The organism is Oribacterium sp. C9 (genome assembly GCF_002007235.1).
GTDB lineage: Bacteria > Bacillota > Clostridia > Lachnospirales > Lachnospiraceae > Oribacterium.
The window spans coordinates 1-18,988 of sequence record NZ_MUHW01000013.1; the positions used below are offsets into that span (position 1 = coordinate 1).

Genomic DNA, 18,988 nt, shown 5'->3' on the forward strand with positions numbered 1-18,988 from the left:
GATTATTCAAACGCATGAAAAAAGACCTTTTTAAGGGATTTTCGTAATATACCCCCAAAAAGGTCTCGTTAAGTATTTCATTTAAGCGCATGCGTCTGTCAAATGTAATTGTAAATGCTTAATTGCAGATGTTAATGCTTAATTAAGCTTTTACCTTTGCATACCAAAGCTTATGCGGTTTAATTCGCTCTTGGCGTAATCTTGGGCGTAATTTCATGTATGTTTTAAGCGAGATCTACATACGCGCTAGTCTGTCCTGTGCCACTTTATTCAGATCGTCGAGGTCAAGTGAGTGGTTCAGTTTTTTATCTCTTACCAATATTTCTCCCCATGTTTGTGCCTCCCATGCTTTCAGTCTTGGTAAGATCTCCGTCCATAGCAATTTGCCGATATGCTCTTCCGTAAAAGCCCACATATCAGTGTCGGCGTTTGTAAAAGTCCACGCAGGGGGTTGAGAATAATATTGCTCAGGGTTTCCGCCCTGAGCAATGCTTTTCCCTTTAGGGGATTCTTTCTGCTTTATCTGTTTATCTTTCTTAGAGACCGCCATAATATAATGCCATGCTTTCTTTCGAGATAATGTTGTTGCTTCCTACGCCAGACGGAACTCCTTGCCTTGCATTCTTCCAAGGGTCTTCCATGTGTGTGAGCTGACTTAACCACTGAGCATCGTGCTTTCCATAGTGTTCATATACCTTATCAATGGTATCCTTCTGGTTATCAGTCAGATTATTATCACCGCCGTTCTCATCATTTGCAGTGACGGAATACCTGCCTTTTGTCTTAGAAAATAATTCAGGACATACCGGACCGTTAGCCCACGCTTGAAAATCCTCTTCAAATAGAGGTGCATCGTCCCAAACCAAAGACCACGCCTGCGAATAATAGCATAGCTTCTGAAGTTTCATCGTAGACATCTTACCGGCTTTCTCTAACAGATACTTAGCAGTATCAAATACATTTGCCATAATATGCCTCCTCTCCAATACATATGTTCACTTGTAATATATCACAGTTTGTGAATAGGCAATATATAACAAAATATTAAATTTTTGCGCAAAAGGAAGTATGTTGTTTGTGATTTATACTTTTATGTTTTTTTGCATCAAAAAAGACGCAGGATTCTCCCACGCCTTAGTATACATATACATAAATCACAATACAGTCACAACTTGTTATATAACTCTTTATACTTGGCAAGAAGAAAAGCCTCCGGATTATCCTTGTAGGATGGACAACTTCTTTCGGTATATAAAGCACAATACGGACAACCACCCATACAATGAGGAAGCCATATACAAGACCGACACTCATCTTTGTAAATAGGTGGTCCTGCGTTTATAAAATCTGTCAGCCTGTCAGGCTTGTCAGCGCTTTGAATGGGATTTGCCGGATTCCAACGGTCTGCTGTACCAAAGCTGTATTCAGGTCTGCTCATGATTTCCCAGCATTTGTATAGCCTTCCTTTATCATCTATACCTATATTCCATAAGTTTTGGGCTCCGCAATACATTACTTTGGCAATTCTGTTCAAACGCCAGCGAGCTTCTATCTCTATTTCCAACTCACCATGAAGTAATCTGACATCCGCTCCTCTGTCTGTTGCAGCCGGATTATTCCTCACAAGTGCAGCACTGTATATAAGTCGGTTTCCCGTCTCAGCAGCCAAATCATCTATATATTTCCTGAGCTTTTTATATTCCTCAGCATTTTCGTCACTTACATTATGTCTTATGCAAACCTTAAAAGGTATATGGTTACGAAGATTCCCGGTTATGACACTGAAACTTCCATCACCATTTATCAAATGTCTGGTCCGATCGTGAGTATGACCTATGCCATCCAGAGTTATGGAAGCACAACTGACCCTGGCACGATCTAACATCTTGATGTTATCTTCCGTAAGAAAATAACCGTTTGTAGTTATTGCTGAATCATAATCAACCTTGAATTCCTCAGCCAAAGTTATAAGTTTTTTTGAAAGATTATCTATTATCTCGGGATAAAGTAGCGGTTCTCCTCCGAACCATGAAACGGATAATCTTTTTGCACGGCTTATACTAAGCATACTGCGGGCTAACTGCACAACCTGATTCTGGGTCTCAGCATCCATTTTTCCTTGTCCATGTTTCTCGAAACAATAGGGACAGTCAAAATTACATCCCATGGTGGGACATATCGTCAGACTCACTATTTCCGAATATCCGGCGCACAGACGATTCCTCGCCTCAATGGCAGAAAGCTCATCAAAGTTTACTATCAGACCTTCTTTGGCAAAATACGGAAGTATGGGATGATGTTCATCAAGTTCTTCAAAAACAGAAAGCAGATAGCATTCAAAAAGACTGTATACCTTATAGCTTCCACTGAAAAGATTCGCAATGATATACCCATTACCATCCGGATCTGGCATACTGAGATTATATCGAGAATGCCTCCATCCTTTATCTTTCGCGGTTCTTTTTTTTGTATCGGTTTCCATCGGCAATCCTTTCTGTCAGATTCCTTTGATTTAACAGATTTTTATAATGACTTTGCTCGCTCTATTCCAGTCCGCAATTACCTATCGTTCCGCATTCATCCCAGCATTGAACCCAGTCTAGTCCACCGCCTGCTATCGCATCCAACTGTTCATCCGTAAGTTCTACTCCTGAAGTTTTTGCAAGTTCTATCAGTTCTTCCTTGCTTTGACATTTCTCTGCTTTTGCTCTTAACTCAGGGTCGAGTTTACTGAAATCAAAATTCTTTATATCCATAGTATAACTCCTTTCAAATTAGTGCATATAAGATTCCAAAGAAAGATAAAACTTTACACATTGCGGTATTCCTGCTTTGAATTTTATCTTTACCATGTTTATCGACGCAGTTAATGCTATAAACTGCTTGTTGCCATCCTTACTTTCTAAAGGAAAAGTACGGGCAAATAGCGCATCCGGAAGCATATTCCATCGATCATCTATAAGATTAAGTTCCTGAAGCCGTGTCATAAAACGTGCTCCTTTACCTGACCTTAATGACTCTGCTCCCATCTTCGGACTTCTTTGTGGTGCAAAAGAAAATGAAAGCCCGAATTCATCCGATAAAGTACCATCTGAGCGTATGTCAAACTGATAATCCTTCGGTTCGCATATTGCTGTTAATTCCCTACATAAATCCATCATGTCTGACCCATATGAAGTAAATCCCGAAAGTTTAAACAGATCCATAAGATCAGGATTTCCGGTTATATAACCTCCTAAGCGAGTGGGTGATCCGGGTCTTTCCGGAAAGAAACCAATATACGAACTTGGCCACGACTCTCTTATTCTGTCACTGACATTCATATAGTTTTGGTATCTTTCTTCATCACCACATGCCCGGAGAAATGGCTCTATAATCTTATGATTTCCACGATGCTGCAGATAGAGTCCTGCACGTTCAGTTTCTCCTCGACTAAGGTCTATCGAAAAGCCAAAGCCTACATTATTACCTTTATTCGCAGCAAAGTAATCAAGGGCTTTTCTATATCCAAAAGCCTTAGCTTCAGGGAAAACATTTGAACTGCAGAGCTTTTCTCCATAGCCCACTTCCAAATCGCAGCAAGGTTTACCTATAAGTGGAATTTCCAGATACACCATAGGAAAAACTTTTCCGCATAACGCTCTGTCAAATGTTTCCTCAAACAGAGACAATTGTGATCCAAAAAGCTTTTCTTCTCGTCCTTCTCCGGAGACAAGAGTTAAAAGAATCCTGAAAATATTATTTAATTCTTTTCTTTCCATACCGCCCCTATCTTTCTTTTAACAGTTATCGGTCTACGTAATAGCAGTATACATATTCATAAATCATAATACTGCCACAACTTGTTATTATTCCTCAGCATTATCATCACTTACATTATGTCTTATGAAAGTTAGAGTCATTGCAGCCACAAGTGCCATTGAAATAAGTCTTTTCATAAAGATCCTCCTCAGTTTGGAATCATGTTTCCAGTCAATAATTACATAGTTCGCAATGGCTATTCACTATGATGTATCGACAAAAACCTGTATTTGATTATTCTCTGAAGCTGTTAAAAGGGTATAGCGATGGAAAATCTATTCATAAGATCGCAGTTGAACTTGATCGTGTAGACACTAGCGAAAACACGTAAAATCTTGATTATTACAACCCATGAAAAAAGACCTTTTTAAGGGGTTTTCGTAATATACCCCCAAAAAGGTCTCGTTAAGTTTTTCATTTAAGCCACCTGGCTGTGTGCCTGAATTTGTGTGCTCTTTTTCTAAATATCACCCAAGCACCCATTTAAGACCTCGGTCCAGATAGGCATTCCAAAATGCCCAGTCATGCCTTCCCGGTCCATCTTCAAAAAAGAAATCGGCATTTTCACGCTGAAGAAAATCCCTGAAATCCGTATTCGCATTATACAATGCAGGAGCATCCTCAGTACCTATAGCCATATACAGACGCGGGATCTTTCTGCCTTCCTTTTTTAATTTTGCGAACTGAACCTTCGGATTCTTATCAGATTCCATGAGCTTGGACAAATCACCAAATACATCCGTAAGCATCTCCACCGGCATAAGGCTTCTGGCCGAAGCTTTTTTCCCGGCTATGTCCTCTAAATGTATGGCGGATGATAAAGCGATGCACTCTGAAAATCTTTCCGGAAATGCAAATGCTGTATGGATAGCTCCATATCCACCCATTGACAGACCACCGATCATTGAATCCTCTCGATTCGAAAAATACCCAAACACCTTATTTATATACTCAGGCAGCTCTTCACCTACAAACTGACCAAAATTACCTCCCACATATCCCTTGTCCAGATAAAAAGAATTACCGGTCGTGGGCATAAAAATGGCAAGATTATACTGTCTCGCCATCTCCTGAGCCAATCCGCCAAACATCCAGTCAGTATCCGTGCCGGTCAATCCATGCAGAAGTAACAGACTCTTCGTCGGTCGTTCATAATGCTTATGATTCCTTACCTCTGTCATTTCCGCATCATTTGGCAATGCAAAGGAAAAATTTGCGTGTTGCATGATACTTTGAGCATGAAATTCCATTCTGCCGCTTGCCATATTCTACCTCCTAATCACATGCTGCCAGATATAAATTAAACTAATAAATTAACCCATCAGTTCTCTGTCTCTATTTTATCCAGTGTATCCTTCAGTATTTCATTCCTGAGTTCTGTGAGCCACTCTGAAAAAGCCACAGTATCAAAGGCATAGGTCTTATTCAGATCATATTCATTATCAGACCATGTGTCTATGGGCGATTCATTGTGCTGAATAAGCGCTTCAAGCTTATCCAGAGACTTGTAGATCTTCGCCTCTTTTGTCTCCTGCGCATCCATCTCCCTGTACAGCTCGGACATTTCCCGGGAAACCTCCTCCGGCAATGTCTTCACCCACTGATCAAGCAGAGAATCCTCCACATCCCTGTCTGAATCAGTCTTTATAAAAGTAGGTATATCTCCGGTAAAACACTCCCCGAGATCATGGATCAGGCACATATCAACGACTCTATTGATGTCAACATCCGGAAACTCATGCCTGAGAAGAAAAGCCATGAGAGATATCCTCCAGCTATGCTCTGCAACGCTCTCTGTCCGCCTCTTTGTTGTCGTACAGTGACGGGGCGTGTCCTTCAGTCTTTCTGCTACATGTAAAATCTCCAAATACTCCCTTGCCTTCATGATTCCTCTCCTTATCTTGCCGAATGATCGCATTACCAATTAATTGTACAAACCCATATCATACTGATTCACTTAATTTTTGCAGAAAAAATTCCAGTCCGATATTCCCGTTTGCCATACTCATTATTTGGGATTATGATGATTCTATACCATATATCAGTGATGCTAATGTCTATCTCTCTACGTAATCACGATCCGGAGGCATGATGAAAAACTATACCTGGAATTTCGATCTCGATACACGCCCGATTCATACTCTCATGTCTCTTTCCGGTCTTCGCGGGTCATCGGCAAAAATCCGTTATTTTTCTGAAGACGGTTCTTACACAGACATAAGGAGCGGTATAGATTCCATGAAAGCCGAAAGGGAATGGATCCATAAGCTCAGGGAACACTACAGCAGGCAGCCGGATTCCCTGTTTTTCGTAATGAAACTGTCCGGAAATGATACTGTACAGTGTAAGACCCTCGACCAGACGCTTCTCGAAGAAGGAAGCTTTACGGAGCTTAAAGGACAGCTTTATTCAATATTCGGAAAATGTGATTTTCCTCTGATTCCGCTCTTCTTTATAGAGTATATCGAATCAACCGGTAATGTCTCTGCCCATATACTTCTGGCTCTTCCTCTGCCTTCCGGTTACGATGAAGACCTCATATACAAAGGCATTTATCCCCTCTGTGAGGCAGGCGGATTTTATAAGCATGAGTACGGACTATACCCCCGGGATATCCAGACCGCCATCTCGGATACCGCATCATGCATCCATGACGGCCTCCTGATCCACGAAACGGAAATGCCATGGTTTCAAAAGAAATTTGAATATATCGGAAACCTTCAGAGTGCCGCATCTCTTCTCATCACGATAATGTCTGTCCTATTTATCAACGAGCTTGTGAAACTGCCCTTCGGATGGCTTCTCTTCGCTGTACTCATAGCTGCAGGCATCTATCTCTTCATACGATCCAGACGTAATACTCAGCGTAACAATGCCTGAATACTGAAATACAAAAAAACCCCCGCACTGCATATCGCAGACGCGGGGATTTGATGATTACATAATCAGTTGTCGATTATCTCTCAACATTGAATGCGTTGAACTGTGGGTAGTCAGCGCCGTCACCAAGAGCCTCCTCGATACGAAGGAGCTGGTTGTACTTGGCAACACGCTCAGATCTTGAAGGAGCACCTGTCTTGATCTGGCATGTGTTAAGAGCTACAGCAAGATCAGCAATTGTTGTATCCTCTGTCTCACCTGATCTGTGAGAAACGATTGCTGTATAGTGATGCTTGTGAGCAAGCTTGATAGCGTTCATAGTCTCTGAAAGAGAACCGATCTGGTTAAGCTTGATAAGGATAGAGTTAGCAACACCGAGGTCGATACCCTTCTGAAGTCTCTCAACGTTTGTAACGAAAAGATCATCACCTACGAGCTGAACCTTGTCACCGAGAACCTTGGTCATCTTCTGCCAGCCTTCCCAGTCTTCCTCATCGAGACCATCCTCGATAGAGATGATAGGATACTTCTCTGTAAGCTTCTTCCAGTGCTCGATAAGCTCATCAGTTGTGAAGTCCTTACCAGCCTTTGGAAGGTGATATACGCCTGGCTTGTCGCTCTTCCACTCAGAAGATGCAGCATCCATAGCGAGAACGAAATCCTTACCCGGCTCATAGCCTGCCTTCTTGATAGCAGCTACGATGTAATCAAGAGCTTCCTCATCAGATGCAAGGTTAGGTGCGAAACCACCCTCATCACCTACAGCTGTTGCAAGGCCGTTAGCCTTGAGCTCTGACTGAAGTGCGTGGAATACCTCTGAACACCAACGAAGACCTTCCTTGAAGCTTGGAGCGCCTGCCGGCATGATCATGAACTCCTGAGCATCGATATTGTTTGCAGCGTGTGCACCACCGTTAACGATGTTCATCATAGGAACTGGAAGCTCAACACCTGCTGCTCCGCCAAGGAACTGATGAAGAGAAACACCGAGAGATGCAGCAGCTGCATGTGCAGATGCAAGAGATACAGCAAGGATAGCGTTAGCACCGAGCTTTGACTTATCCTTTGTGCCATCAAGCTTTAACATAGCCTCGTCTACAGCATAAACATCTGTAGCATCAACACCCTGTAAAGCCTCATTGATCAGAGTGTTAACATTCTCAACAGCCTTAAGAACACCCTTACCAACATAACGAGCCTTGTCGCCATCACGAAGCTCAAGAGCCTCGAACTGACCTGTAGAAGCACCGCTTGGTACAGCTGCTCTTCCAACAGTACCGTCTGCAAGAGTAACCTCTGCCTCAACTGTTGGGTTAGATCTTGAATCAAGGATTTCACGTGCGTGAACATTTACAATTGTCTGAAAATCATTCATGTCATTTACCTCTTTCGTTTGAAACGTCAGCCCGTTTGTATTTCGCCTCGCGAAGGGCTGCCGTAACATGCCATTCTTTTATAGAAAAGTGACATTATCTCCTCGGTCTCTCTTTGTACTTGACCAAGTGCAATTATATCACTGCAAATTCTTGGTCGCAACCGAATCATAGGCTTAAAATATGAATTTAATAGGCATTTCATATAACATTTTGACTATATTTACAGCGATATTTGCGTTAAAACCGTCATTATTTCGCAAAACCTTTCTGCTATAATAGTAGGCATAAGGCAAATAGTCCAAATCTTCTTCTCCGAAGGCGGCTTATGAGCCTACTCTATTGTGAGAATGTCTAAAAATTAACAATTTTGCAGGAGTAACCATGGCATTAAAATATCACGAACAGGTTGACAGAGATAATACGATAAAACTAAGAGAGCAACTTTCCGAGCTTCCGGACTGCTGCAAGACTTTCTTCAGAGGCATTGAACCAAGGACCTCTTCCAGAACGCGCATCGCCTACGCCTATGATCTGAAGGTATTCTTTCAGTTTCTGATAGATCAGAACCCTATATTCAGGGAACGCAGCACAAAGGACTTCTCTCTTGATGACATAGACAGACTTTCTGTACTGGATCTTGAGGATTATATGGAGTACCTGAAATACAGAAAGCGCACCACTAAAGATTCAAAGGGCAATGAGATAAACTCGGATGTCATAAACAGCCGTACCGCCATCAAACGTAAGCTCGCGTCTCTCCGCACCTTTTACAATTACTTCTACAGAAACCAGCTTATAAAGAACAATCCTGCTTCCATGATCCAGATGCCGAAGCTTAAGGAAAAGGAAATCATCCGCATGGATTCCAACGAAGTTGCTGATTTTCTTGATGAAGTCGAAAACGGCGAAGGACTGACCAAACGTCAGCAGCTCTTCCATGACAAGACAGAACTCCGTGACAGCGCCATGATGACGCTGATGCTCGGAACCGGAATCAGAGTCTCGGAATGTGTGGGGCTCAATATCAGCGATATCGACTTCAACAATGACGGCATACATATCCACAGAAAGGGTGGAAAGGAAGTTACCATTTACTTCGGAGACGAGGTTGAAAGCGTCCTTATGGCATATATGGAGTACAGAAAGCACCAGATCCCTGCTGCAGGCTCCGAAGACGCCCTCTTCCTTTCTCTCAGAAACCAGCGTATCTCGGTACGTTCTGTTGAATACATGGTGAAGAAATACGCAAAGACCGTAACTCCGCTTAAGCACATCACTCCCCATAAGCTCAGAAGTACCTATGGCACAAATCTCTATAAGGAGACCGGGGATATCTACCTCGTTGCCGATGTGCTGGGACACAATGATGTAAACACTACAAAGAAGCATTATGCCGCACTTGAGGACGAGCGCCGTAGAAGTGCCAGAAATAAGGTCCGTTTAAGAGAGGATTAAATTATAAATATCCATATATTGCCGATGATAACTTTATGTTGCGGTGGAGTTTTTTGCAAAAAAACAGTGTACAAAAAACATTGACGACAAATGGCTTATTATGTGACCCAGTATGAATTCCTGCAGATGACAGGTCCTGTACTTTCAATAGTGGTTGAAAACGGTCTTGTCAAGGAAGTATATTACTCCGCATAAGTCCCGATAGGATCTTTTCTCATAAGTAAACAAAGCTCCCCTTTGAACCGGATGGTTCAAGGGGGAGTTTTTCAGTGCTGTCATTTATTTTTTAAGTTCCTCATGCATGATCTTCTTTCTTTCATACATGCGCTGGTCTGCTATCTTTCTAAGCTCATTCGGATTGTCACTGTCATAGGGAGCTATGGCAAAACCCGCACTGGCACTGATCTTAATGCTGTATTCATCCGTCTCCAGTATAGGTTTTTCAAAAGCTTCATTGATATTGTCCATGATCTGTTCATACTCTGACTTGGGGATCTCTTCATCCACGAGAATGGCAAATTCATCCCCTCCCAGTCTGTATACCTCAAAATCCGAAACAGAAGAAAGTCTTTCTGCGGTCTCACAGAGTACCTCGTTTCCCACATGATGCCCGTAGTTATCATTGGCATTCTTAAAGAGGTTGAGGTCCACATAGAACAGTCCGTAATGCTCTCTGACCTGCGAAAGCACCTTCAGTGTTTCTCCAAACACGCGGCGGTTCTTAAGCCCCGTAAGCTCGTCGTGATTGCCTCTGTAATCCAGAAATTCAACGAGGGTGTGATTCCTGATCCGGAAACCGATGAAGTAGGAAATACTCTGTATCAGTCTGAGAGTATCTATCTCCTCACTGAGTTCATAATTGTCAGCGCAGAGGAATCCCAGTATCCTGTGCTTGTTATCATAAAACGGTGCCCAGACAAATCTGTATATACCGAGCTCCTTTAAAATCCTGTACCCCTCAGGCTCACTGTCCTTCAGCATCTCCACGTCATCGATCTGGATAACTTCATCCTCGTTCAGATATTTCCTCCAGTTTACAAGATACTTCTCATAGCTGAGTCCCTTCAAAAGCTCCTTATGGGACTCTTCTTCCTCAGCGTACCACGCAAACTGAGAGTCTACGGTCACCCTGTCAGTGATCAGTATATTCATACGGCTGGGATGAACCACATGGCTTATTTCCTTTAGAACGGAGTTCATGATATCCTCATAATCTCCTTCACGGCTCAGGAGTCTCGTTATACGGACTATGGCATCATCTGTGGTGGAATTTCGTCTGAGAAGCTCCTTCTCCAGATGGCTGTCATCGATGAAGGTACACACAGCTATGCAGCAGCCTTCGATATTGGTAGCGGCTATGGTGAATTCCATCCAGTGTCCGAGAACCTTGCTGTAGGTCGTATAATGGGTCTCCTCACTGAAATATGCCGCCCTGTAGCCATAGCCCATCAGTTCCTCGATGTCTTCGTCAAATGTCTCAGTCACGAGCTTTCCGACCAGCTCATCCTTTGAACGGCCTAAACCGACACAGAATCTTTCATTGGCATACAGGTACTTGGCATCCACAGCCCCGTCACCGGCACTGTTCTTCAGCACCTGAAATACGGCATAAGCAACCGGGAGGTTCTTATGCAGCTCCGACATTTTATCAAAAAGCAAAAAAGCGTTTTTAATCAACGACTCATCTGGCTCTATATTATTATTCATATATGATCAGCCTTTCTTTATAGAATAATCTCTGCGTATTTTACATCGTACAAAAAATTAAAATTAATAACATTTTCAGAACATATTCATGTTATTTTCATTCCACTTATCTGCTTTTTTCAATGCAGTTTTCCTTGTGTATAGTGTTCTCACCGAAACTCCGGCGAATTCTGCAGTTTCTTTGGTATTGTGCTCTGAAGAATACCTGAAAACCTCGCTGACAGTCACCTTGGTCTCCTTCCTTTTGAACCACCCGGCGCCTCTGGTCCTGTGATGTTCATGTATGCCCACTTCAACATTGATAAAATTTTCTTTATGCCTGCCCGTCCTCTTCTCGAGATTACTTTCGAGAAAATGAACATATATCCCACATGCTGCAAGCTTATCGGAAAGAAGGGAAATGTCCTTCTTCAGCTCCTCTATGGTCTCGCCATCCCTGGGCGCCATTCTGAATCTATGGTACATGATGTCATATCCAAATGTGTCCTTAGCCTTTTCTATCATCCGTTCCGGTCCTCTTTCGGTAATTTTTAATTATTGCCGATTTAATTATAATATTTCTCCCGCCGCGCGTCCACAGAAAAGAAAATATCATAAAAAAAGTGTCTCCCTGATGCTTCCACCAAAGAGACACTAGGCTATCTATATATTTTACTGATCTCAGCACTTCAAAGTCCTGTCCAGAGGACTCCTCCGTACCGTTTTACAGCTCGTTTATATCAACGATCTTCTTTCCATCTGACCAGATACGCTCGAGATCATAGAAAAGACGCTGCTCCTTATCAAACACATGAACGATGATGTCATTGTAATCAAGAAGTATCCATCCGCTGTTTGGAACACCCTCCTTACGGCGAAGATCTATCTTAAGCTCTGCCATCTTATCCTCAACCGCATCGCTGAGTGCGTCCACCTGTCTGATGTTATCAGCTGTGGCTATGACAAAATAATCTGCTATAACTGATACTTCAGAAATATCGATAACCGTGATATCGTATCCCTTCTTATCGGAAATAGCATTGTATGCTGCTTTGACCATTTCTCTTGATGTTTCGCTAGCCATTAAAAGTACTCCTTTACTGCAATTCTTTATTTATGCCTGACTTTTCACCATACGGACATACCACCTGTATGCCGTATGTCAATATCTCTATCTTACTTTATCGGTAAACCGCGCTTTTTCATAAGCTCTTTATAGTAATGATATGTATCATAGGAATCCTTACATACGAAACCTCCGGATTCCTCGAGGTAGCTGATGGTGTCATGGTTTATCTCATAGACTGCTCTGTCCAGATCCTCAAATGCCATCCTCCTGATCTCCGGAAGTCTCTCCGCTTTGTATCTTCTTGCTTCTATATAATCCGCGACAAAAACTATTTCCTCCAGAACGCTCATTTCCGGGCATCCCAGAGTGTGATAGAAAATAGCCGAAAGGATCTCCATATCCTTGATTCCGAAAGCTTTACGGGCATATTCCGCGCCGTATACCGAATGAATGACCTGAGGTGCCTTCAGCATATCCTCTGTAAGCTCCACACCTTCTTTATCACAGAGCTTTATGAGCTCCTGATTTGAGAACTGCTTCGCACAGTCGTGCAGAAGCCCTGCGACCTCAGCCTTGTAAAGATCGACACCGTATTTCATGGCGAGGCAGATACAGGTGAAGCTGACACTCAGTGAATGCTCATACCTGTCAGGCTTCAGCAGTTTCTTAAGCTTCTTCCTGTATTCATAAATATCTGAAAGATCAGGCTTCTCCTCATCCATCTTTTTCTTACCGTTTTTGTCTGATGCCATATGAACCTCCGAAATTCCCTGTCCCATACGAGATGCCGAGAGAGACAGGAAGCTAATTTTTTATGATCTTCGAGGATACATCATTTATACAGCCCGTTATCCTTTATGTAAAGAGCCACCTCTTTGGGTACAAGGTCCGAAATATCTTCGTCCCTTGCCACCATTCCCCTTATCATGGTGCTGGAGATATCCGATTCTACGAAGTCGAGGACCCGTATATCTGCCCCGAACCTGTCCTCGAGATACCTTACCTGCTCCATGAAGGATCTCTTCCTTTCAGGATACTCGCGCTCTGCAACGACCAGCGTCGCAAGCCTCATGATGACTTCGGGATGCCACCAGGTATCTATCTGATACATCGAATCGGAACCAATGATGAAAAAGAAGTGAATATCAGGATAAAGCTCATCAAGCTTCTCCAGAGTCTCCGCAGTGTATGTTTCACCCTCTCTTAAAAGCTCAAAATCGGACATCTTAAAGCCCTCACGGTCTGAGACCGCAAGGGACGTCATCTCCGCTCTGAGCTTTTCCGGAGTCACATTCTTCTTTTTCTTAAAGTATGGATCCTTGGCGGGCATGAACCATACCTCGTCAAGTGCCAACTGCACCCGGGCACATTCCCCTAGCGCCAGATGTGCATAGTGAATGGGATCAAAGGTCCCACCCATTATGCCTACCTTTTTTTTACCTGAAAACCTATCCTTTGAAGGATGGGTCCCATCCATCTCAGCACTACACATCAAAACACCTCTATACGGCCGTGCATGCTAAAAAGCACGTCACTCTATATCGTTGTCAAAATCCTCATCTGCTTCTTCAACGAATCTGAGGCTCTTTCCGCCTCTTGCGGCCTTCTTCTTGGCACCGGCGATCTCAGCATTGAACTTCTTGCTCTTTCCGCCTCTGCCGGAGGACTTTCCGGCCTCCTTTAACTCAGCCTTTGAGATCTCATACTTACGCTTCTTGAAATCAGGATCCGGCTTGTAAAGAACGATCTTACGTCCTATAACCTGAACTACCTCTGACTGTGTACGGCCTGCAAGTGTGTGTGCGATGGCCTTTGGGTCATCGTCGCAGTTCTTAAGAACATTTATCTTTATAAGCTCGTTCTTTATGATGTTCTCTCTTACAGCCTCGATGAACTCAGGAGTGAGGCTGTTCTTACCGATAGAAAACACCGGCTCGATGCTCATTGCAGCGCCCTTAAGCTGAGAGCGCATCTTGCTGTCTCTTATATACTTTTTCATTCTTCCTCTTCTCCGTTCTTCTTTGACTGATGACGCTTAGGGAATGCCTGCTCGATGGCACTTTCCATGTCTCCCTCTTCATAAGCATCTGTATCATAGTACTCAAATGTATGTCCGTAGATCTTGATGGTATCACCCTCCTGGATACCCATCTTCTTAAGCTGTTTGATAACTCCCTGCTCATCCATGAAACGCTGGAAGAACTCGAAGCCCTTTTCAACCTGAAGATTGGTGTATCCGAGCATTTTCTCGATCTTTGGACCTTCAACAGAGAAGGTATTAGCATCAAGGCGCTTGTACTCGATATCAAGCTGCTCCTTGTGTCCAAGTGTCTCCAGATCAACTTCGCTCTCGTAAACCTCGATCTCCTTGGCGCCGGCTTCCTCAACGTAAGTCCATGCTGCCTCAAGAAGGTCACGAAGTCCTGTATTGGTAGCTGCAGAAATTGCAAAAACCTTCACACCCTGTGGCTCGTAGATCTCTTTGATCCTTGTAACGGCACTGTCTGAATCCTGCTCGTCGATGATGAGGTCTGTCTTGTTGCAGGCGATGATCATCGGCTTCTTGAGGATATCAGAATCATACTTCTGTATCTCATCGTTGATGGTCTTAATGTCTTCAACCGGATCTCTTCCCTCACAGCCTGAAGCATCAACAACATGAATAAGCACCTTACAACGCTCGATATGACGGAGGAACTCATGACCGAGGCCTACACCTTCAGATGCACCCTCGATAAGTCCCGGGATATCCGCCATTACGAAGGATCTGTCACCCTTGAGACCTACTACTCCGAGATGAGGAGTAAGTGTCGTGAAGTGGTAGTTTGCGATCTCCGGTCTGGCATTGGAACACATGGACAGGATAGTTGACTTACCTACATTAGGAAGTCCGACGAGTCCAACGTCAGCGATGACACGAAGCTCAAGCTGTACCCAGATCTCTCTTGCATCCTGTCCTGGCTGTGCAAACTTAGGAGCCTGCATGGAAGGTGTGGCAAAATGCATATTGCCTAAGCCGCCCTTACCGCCCTTCAGAAGGACGATTCTCTGGTTCTCACCTGACATATCCGCGATGACCTTCTTGGTCTCAAAATCACGGATGATGGTTCCCTCAGGTACCTTAAGAACGAGATCCTTACCGTTTTTACCATGCATACGCTTTCCGCCGCCTTCTTCACCCGGGGTAGCTACGTACTTCTGACGATTACGGAAATCCTCAAGGGTATTCATACCCTTATCAACTTCGACGATGATGTCACCGCCCTTACCGCCGTCGCCGCCATCCGGTCCGCCGCATGGTACGAACAGCTCACGTCTGAAGGAAACGTGACCGTTTCCGCCTTTTCCACTCTTAATGAAAATTTTTGCAATATCTGCAAACATAGAACTATTTCTCCTTTCCCAAGGGTATCCCTGCGCCGAAAAGCCGTCGCTAACCCTCAGAGAGCCAATTAAATCAGATACAGAATATGTATACATCCGTATCGGATTTATAACAAATGAAAATAAAATAAATTGCACCCGCATTCCCATGGAAACACGGATAAGAATTAAAAGCCCTGTGCTGATAAATCAGCACAGGGCATAATCTACAGATTTGGTGAGTAAAAATTACTCAGCGTCTCTAGGCAGTACGGATACCTGCTTCTTGTCTCTTCCAAGGTGGCTGTACTTAACTACACCGTCAACCTTTGCAAAAAGTGTGAAATCATTACCAAGACCTACATTAAGACCTGGGTGAATTCTTGTTCCGTTCTGCTTGTAAAGTACATTACCAGCCTTTACGAACTGACCATCTGCTCTCTTCTGTCCAAGTCTCTTGGACTCCGAATCTCTACCATTCTTGGTAGATCCCATTCCCTTATGATGAGCCATGATTATCCTCCATTAAATACTTTGAAAAAATTAGCCGATAGAATCGATCTTTACTTCTGTAAAGAGCTGTCTGTGACCGTTCTTCTTGTGGTAACCAGACTTTCTCTTGTACTTGTAAACGATGACTTTCTTAGCCTTGCCATTCTTAGTAACAGTGGCTGATACCTTAGCACCATCAACGACCGGTGTACCGATCTTCATAGCGCCATCATTAAGAACAAGCACCTGATCGAAAGTAACCTTGTCGCCTTCCTTTACATCAAGCTTCTCAACTCTAATGATATCGCCTTCGCTTACCTTGTACTGCTTTCCACCTGTAAGGATTACTGCATACATTACGAGGGTCCTCCTTTTTATCATTACTCGCTGGCTTCGGTGGTGAAAAAATCACACTTTAACCTCGTCACGCGGCATACTCAAGTACTTTAATTGTTAGCCGGCAAAAAGTCAATGGGTTTCGCAAAATTAATTTATTAACTTTCTATAATATGGATAGCTGGCCGTAACCTCATTGACAGAGACATTGTTCGCAGTGGAATTTTCATGTATAGCGATCATTTTTCCGTTCCCTGACCATGAAAGGAACATGACGACATGGGAATCGGAGCCTTCTCTTATGATAATGTCTCCGGGCTGCAGGTCCGCGCGCTTTATCTTCTCTCCTTCACCTACCAGAGAAGAAGTGCTGGCTGAACCGTTCAGATCGTCCCCTATAGCGGACCAGTATACCCACTGTATCCATCCCGAGCAGTCAAGCCCCCTCAGGACTCTGCCCCTGTAGTCGGAGCTCACGATACTTCCGAAATGATTCTTCTCATAGCCCCTCGAGCCCGCCTTTCCTCCATAATAGTAAGGAATCTTACCTACGGATTCAAGCGCAAACCTGATGACCGACTTTCTTTTCGACGAGATATCCTTGGGAAGTCCGTCTAGATACTTTGATATCTCCTCATCAGTCAGAGGATTTTTCGGATCTATGGTAGAAATGGAAAAACCATATGTCTTGTACCAGTCTCTGGACGCAAGAGACTTTACAGCAGCTATCATGTCCTCAGTCCATTCATCGGTATAAAAGTCAGAGGAAAGCTTTATGTTCCTCAGCCCCTTTTCATCATCAAAACCTGAGATCGTGACATTGACATAAAGATCCACATGTCCGGGACAGTAGTTTTTACTCTTTACATCCGTTTCCGTGTTCCCGTCCTTCTTACTGTCTGAAGCCTCATAAGCCTCCTCTATAAGAGAGAAAAGTGTGGCATCATCCATCTTCCGGAGATCTTCCTTTGAAAATGAGCTTAAAATGGTTTTTAGCGCACCATCTTCAACGGATGTTTTTTTTGCATCCCCTGACCCCTTTTCAGAATCGGAGTATCCCTTCGAAGCTTCATCAGTCTGACTCTCCGATTCAGCGAGGCTTTCGCCGCTTTCCTGTACGGCACCGCTCTGATCTTCAGCTTCCCCTGAGTCGGAAGACTCCATAGAAGCCGCAGTTTCAGAAGATTTTTCCGCGGCACTTTCTGTGCGGGTTCCGGAACTCTCTTCAGAAACGCTTTCTGCGTCGTTATCAGATGCAGTTTCACCGGCGGCTTCAGAAGCCGTGGTCTCACTTGCACTATCATAGGAAACAGTTTCCTCCTGAACAGAAGCCTCTGTTACTTCAATCCCCGTTCCCACTATACGGGTTGTGCCTTCAGTCCGGTCCTTAGCCATCTCCGAAACCAGCTCCTGAATTTCCACAGCATCCGGAATGGTTTCCGTGGGTTCATTCTGAGCCGCTGCACTTTCATCTGCCGCTAAGTTGTGACTCTCTGAAGCCTCGCCTGTTCCGGCGCTCTTCGTTTCGGCTTCACCGTTCCCAGTTTTCGATGCCGCATCTGACCCTGCTTCGGATGAACCTTCCATAGATTTCTCATCCCCGGAGCCACTCTCTGAAGCTGTCGATGTGCTTCCATCACCGAAACCTGTGGTTTCAGAAGATTTTCCGCCTCCCTTTGCGACATCACTCTCGTCCACAGCCACTGCATCTTCCAATGTTTCTCCTTCAGCATCCCCGTCCTCCAAAAGAAGCTTTTTAAGCTGCGAAAGCGCATGCTCGATCCTTTTTATATCATCAGCCTCTTCCTTCGCGGATCTGTTTATGCAGCCGTCATCATAGTACACATTTCCGATGCTTATGCTGTAGCTTCTGGATTTGCCGTAAAGCTCTTCACAGTATTTCCTGAATGCCTCGGGATCCAGAGAATCATGGGTATAGCAGTAAACAGACGCCATAGCCATGATATCCTTAACGTTGGAGCTCTCGTTTATTCGCCTGCCATCGGAGTCGCGGAAGGCAACATTGACATTTTTGAAATCCGGGATATACCAGCTTCCGGGATCATCCGGATTCTGAGAGCCATCGGAAGGATTGTACTTACCCATGACCCTTTGCCCGCTCACCCCGAGCTTTGCAGCCAGAGATCTGGGTGACATACCGGAGGTATCCACTATCCTCGCGAGATATTCATTGTCCTTCTTCATGAGCTCCTTGTACACTTCACCGGCGTAGCTGTTGAGCCTGTCCTCCTGATCTGCCTCATCCGGAAAGATATATGCCAGATTCAGTTCATCAATGGAAGGAACAAACTCGGCCTCTGTGGTGGATTCCTCGGTTTCCGGCTCACTCTCAGTCGTTTCGATCTCAGAAGGTGTCGCCGCCTCAGTCTCAGGCTTTGTTTCATCCTCATCGGCACCTGACAGGCTGAGTACAGCCGTCATGAGCCCTGCGCCCATCACGAAGACCAGCGCGAGACAGATCTGCCTTTTACTGAATCTAAACTTACTGAGGCGAAAATCGCCGAACCGA

The 18,988-nt window shown here is 44.1% G+C and carries 19 protein-coding genes and 1 pseudogene; 2 read left to right on the forward strand and 18 right to left on the reverse strand.

Features of this window, described 5'->3' with window-relative positions; translation table 11 throughout:
- Positions 1–235: 235 nt before the first annotated feature.
- The 7 genes from BXO88_RS09145 to BXO88_RS09175 all read right to left on the reverse strand — a co-directional run bounded on the left by BXO88_RS09145 (position 236) and on the right by BXO88_RS09175 (position 5,686).
- Complete coding sequence (locus BXO88_RS09145) at positions 236–550, reverse strand: hypothetical protein (protein ID WP_078037442.1); 315 nt, start codon at positions 548–550, stop codon at positions 236–238.
- Positions 537–968, reverse strand: coding sequence for a Panacea domain-containing protein (locus BXO88_RS09150; protein ID WP_078037443.1), 432 nt, complete (start codon positions 966–968; stop codon positions 537–539). Before BXO88_RS09150 ends, BXO88_RS09145 begins: the two co-directional genes overlap by 14 nt.
- Before the next feature lie 197 nt (positions 969–1,165).
- Positions 1,166–2,482 (reverse strand): radical SAM/SPASM domain-containing protein, encoded by a 1,317-nt coding sequence (locus BXO88_RS09155; protein ID WP_078037444.1) that lies wholly within the window; start codon positions 2,480–2,482, stop codon positions 1,166–1,168.
- A 61-nt stretch (positions 2,483–2,543) separates the two neighbouring features.
- On the reverse strand, positions 2,544–2,756 hold the full coding sequence (locus tag BXO88_RS09160; RefSeq protein ID WP_078037445.1) for a Nif11-like leader peptide family natural product precursor: 213 nt from the start codon (positions 2,754–2,756) through the stop codon (positions 2,544–2,546).
- Between the two features lie 18 nt (positions 2,757–2,774).
- Entirely contained in the window at positions 2,775–3,761 is a 987-nt protein-coding gene (locus BXO88_RS09165) for a hypothetical protein (RefSeq protein WP_078037446.1), read from the reverse strand.
- A gap of 507 nt (positions 3,762–4,268) precedes the next feature.
- On the reverse strand, positions 4,269–5,066 hold the full coding sequence (locus BXO88_RS09170; RefSeq protein ID WP_078037447.1) for an alpha/beta hydrolase: 798 nt from the start codon (positions 5,064–5,066) through the stop codon (positions 4,269–4,271).
- Between the two features lie 56 nt (positions 5,067–5,122).
- A complete protein-coding gene (locus BXO88_RS09175) occupies positions 5,123–5,686 on the reverse strand; it encodes an HD domain-containing protein (RefSeq protein WP_078037448.1) in 564 nt (187 codons plus the stop codon).
- Positions 5,687–5,892: 206 nt separating this feature from the next.
- Between BXO88_RS09175 and BXO88_RS09180 the strand changes: the two genes are divergently transcribed.
- Entirely contained in the window at positions 5,893–6,681 is a 789-nt protein-coding gene (locus BXO88_RS09180) for a hypothetical protein (RefSeq protein WP_078037449.1), read from the forward strand.
- A gap of 76 nt (positions 6,682–6,757) precedes the next feature.
- On the opposite strand, the gene eno is transcribed toward BXO88_RS09180, so the two are convergent.
- Positions 6,758–8,056 (reverse strand): phosphopyruvate hydratase, encoded by a 1,299-nt coding sequence (gene eno / locus BXO88_RS09185; protein ID WP_078037450.1) that lies wholly within the window; start codon positions 8,054–8,056, stop codon positions 6,758–6,760.
- Positions 8,057–8,438: 382 nt separating this feature from the next.
- Here eno and BXO88_RS09190 point away from each other — a divergent pair, with 382 nt between their 5' ends.
- Positions 8,439–9,512, forward strand: a complete 1,074-nt coding sequence (locus BXO88_RS09190; RefSeq protein ID WP_078037451.1) for a tyrosine-type recombinase/integrase — start codon at positions 8,439–8,441, stop codon at positions 9,510–9,512.
- Positions 9,513–9,791: 279 nt separating this feature from the next.
- Here the strand turns inward: BXO88_RS09190 and BXO88_RS09195 are convergent, their stop codons facing one another.
- The 10 genes and pseudogenes from BXO88_RS09195 to BXO88_RS09240 all read right to left on the reverse strand — a co-directional run bounded on the left by BXO88_RS09195 (position 9,792) and on the right by BXO88_RS09240 (position 18,900).
- Entirely contained in the window at positions 9,792–11,219 is a 1,428-nt protein-coding gene (locus BXO88_RS09195; RefSeq protein WP_078037452.1) for a sensor domain-containing diguanylate cyclase, read from the reverse strand.
- Between the two features lie 75 nt (positions 11,220–11,294).
- Positions 11,295–11,723: a hypothetical protein gene (locus BXO88_RS09200; RefSeq protein WP_078037453.1), complete on the reverse strand. Its 429-nt coding sequence runs from the start codon at positions 11,721–11,723 to the stop codon at positions 11,295–11,297.
- A gap of 199 nt (positions 11,724–11,922) precedes the next feature.
- A complete protein-coding gene (gene rsfS / locus BXO88_RS09205) occupies positions 11,923–12,282 on the reverse strand; it encodes a ribosome silencing factor (protein WP_044993173.1) in 360 nt (119 codons plus the stop codon).
- A gap of 92 nt (positions 12,283–12,374) precedes the next feature.
- Complete coding sequence (gene yqeK / locus BXO88_RS09210) at positions 12,375–13,019, reverse strand: bis(5'-nucleosyl)-tetraphosphatase (symmetrical) YqeK (RefSeq protein ID WP_242945187.1); 645 nt, start codon at positions 13,017–13,019, stop codon at positions 12,375–12,377.
- 80 nt (positions 13,020–13,099) lie between these two features.
- Complete coding sequence (gene nadD / locus BXO88_RS09215) at positions 13,100–13,759, reverse strand: nicotinate-nucleotide adenylyltransferase (RefSeq protein ID WP_242945188.1); 660 nt, start codon at positions 13,757–13,759, stop codon at positions 13,100–13,102.
- Between the two features lie 207 nt (positions 13,760–13,966).
- Positions 13,967–14,266, reverse strand: a pseudogene (locus BXO88_RS17160) (YhbY family RNA-binding protein); the annotation flags it as partial.
- The gene (obgE, locus tag BXO88_RS09225; protein WP_078037455.1) at positions 14,263–15,651 is read right to left on the reverse strand and encodes a GTPase ObgE; all 1,389 of its coding nucleotides are present in this window, start codon (positions 15,649–15,651) and stop codon (positions 14,263–14,265) included. The pseudogene BXO88_RS17160 and the gene obgE, both read right to left, overlap by 4 nt.
- A 228-nt stretch (positions 15,652–15,879) precedes the next feature.
- The gene (gene rpmA / locus BXO88_RS09230) at positions 15,880–16,143 is read right to left on the reverse strand and encodes a 50S ribosomal protein L27 (RefSeq protein WP_078037456.1); all 264 of its coding nucleotides are present in this window, start codon (positions 16,141–16,143) and stop codon (positions 15,880–15,882) included.
- A gap of 30 nt (positions 16,144–16,173) precedes the next feature.
- Positions 16,174–16,479 (reverse strand): 50S ribosomal protein L21, encoded by a 306-nt coding sequence (gene rplU, locus BXO88_RS09235; RefSeq protein WP_031553068.1) that lies wholly within the window; start codon positions 16,477–16,479, stop codon positions 16,174–16,176.
- Positions 16,480–16,608: 129 nt separating this feature from the next.
- On the reverse strand, positions 16,609–18,900 hold the full coding sequence (locus BXO88_RS09240) for an NlpC/P60 family protein (RefSeq protein ID WP_168171668.1): 2,292 nt from the start codon (positions 18,898–18,900) through the stop codon (positions 16,609–16,611).
- Between the last annotated feature and the right edge of the window lie 88 nt (positions 18,901–18,988).

What these genes read in the sequence shown, in the direction of transcription:
- BXO88_RS09145 (WP_078037442.1), bottom strand. Translation starts at nt 550, where the DNA reads ATGGCGGTCTCTAAGAAAGATAAACAGATAAAGCAGAAAGAATCCCCT.
- BXO88_RS09150 (WP_078037443.1), bottom strand. Translation starts at nt 968, where the DNA reads ATGGCAAATGTATTTGATACTGCTAAGTATCTGTTAGAGAAAGCCGGT.
- BXO88_RS09155 (WP_078037444.1), bottom strand. Translation starts at nt 2,482, where the DNA reads ATGGAAACCGATACAAAAAAAAGAACCGCGAAAGATAAAGGATGGAGG.
- BXO88_RS09160 (WP_078037445.1), bottom strand. Translation starts at nt 2,756, where the DNA reads ATGGATATAAAGAATTTTGATTTCAGTAAACTCGACCCTGAGTTAAGA.
- BXO88_RS09165 (WP_078037446.1), bottom strand. Translation starts at nt 3,761, where the DNA reads ATGGAAAGAAAAGAATTAAATAATATTTTCAGGATTCTTTTAACTCTT.
- BXO88_RS09170 (WP_078037447.1), bottom strand. Translation starts at nt 5,066, where the DNA reads ATGGCAAGCGGCAGAATGGAATTTCATGCTCAAAGTATCATGCAACAC.
- BXO88_RS09175 (WP_078037448.1), bottom strand. Translation starts at nt 5,686, where the DNA reads ATGAAGGCAAGGGAGTATTTGGAGATTTTACATGTAGCAGAAAGACTG.
- BXO88_RS09180 (WP_078037449.1), top strand. Translation starts at nt 5,893, where the DNA reads ATGAAAAACTATACCTGGAATTTCGATCTCGATACACGCCCGATTCAT.
- eno (WP_078037450.1), bottom strand. Translation starts at nt 8,056, where the DNA reads ATGAATGATTTTCAGACAATTGTAAATGTTCACGCACGTGAAATCCTT.
- BXO88_RS09190 (WP_078037451.1), top strand. Translation starts at nt 8,439, where the DNA reads ATGGCATTAAAATATCACGAACAGGTTGACAGAGATAATACGATAAAA.
- BXO88_RS09195 (WP_078037452.1), bottom strand. Translation starts at nt 11,219, where the DNA reads ATGAATAATAATATAGAGCCAGATGAGTCGTTGATTAAAAACGCTTTT.
- BXO88_RS09200 (WP_078037453.1), bottom strand. Translation starts at nt 11,723, where the DNA reads ATGATAGAAAAGGCTAAGGACACATTTGGATATGACATCATGTACCAT.
- rsfS (WP_044993173.1), bottom strand. Translation starts at nt 12,282, where the DNA reads ATGGCTAGCGAAACATCAAGAGAAATGGTCAAAGCAGCATACAATGCT.
- yqeK (WP_242945187.1), bottom strand. Translation starts at nt 13,019, where the DNA reads ATGGCATCAGACAAAAACGGTAAGAAAAAGATGGATGAGGAGAAGCCT.
- nadD (WP_242945188.1), bottom strand. Translation starts at nt 13,759, where the DNA reads ATGTGTAGTGCTGAGATGGATGGGACCCATCCTTCAAAGGATAGGTTT.
- obgE (WP_078037455.1), bottom strand. Translation starts at nt 15,651, where the DNA reads ATGTTTGCAGATATTGCAAAAATTTTCATTAAGAGTGGAAAAGGCGGA.
- rpmA (WP_078037456.1), bottom strand. Translation starts at nt 16,143, where the DNA reads ATGGCTCATCATAAGGGAATGGGATCTACCAAGAATGGTAGAGATTCG.
- rplU (WP_031553068.1), bottom strand. Translation starts at nt 16,479, where the DNA reads ATGTATGCAGTAATCCTTACAGGTGGAAAGCAGTACAAGGTAAGCGAA.
- BXO88_RS09240 (WP_168171668.1), bottom strand. Translation starts at nt 18,900, where the DNA reads ATGACGGCTGTACTCAGCCTGTCAGGTGCCGATGAGGATGAAACAAAG.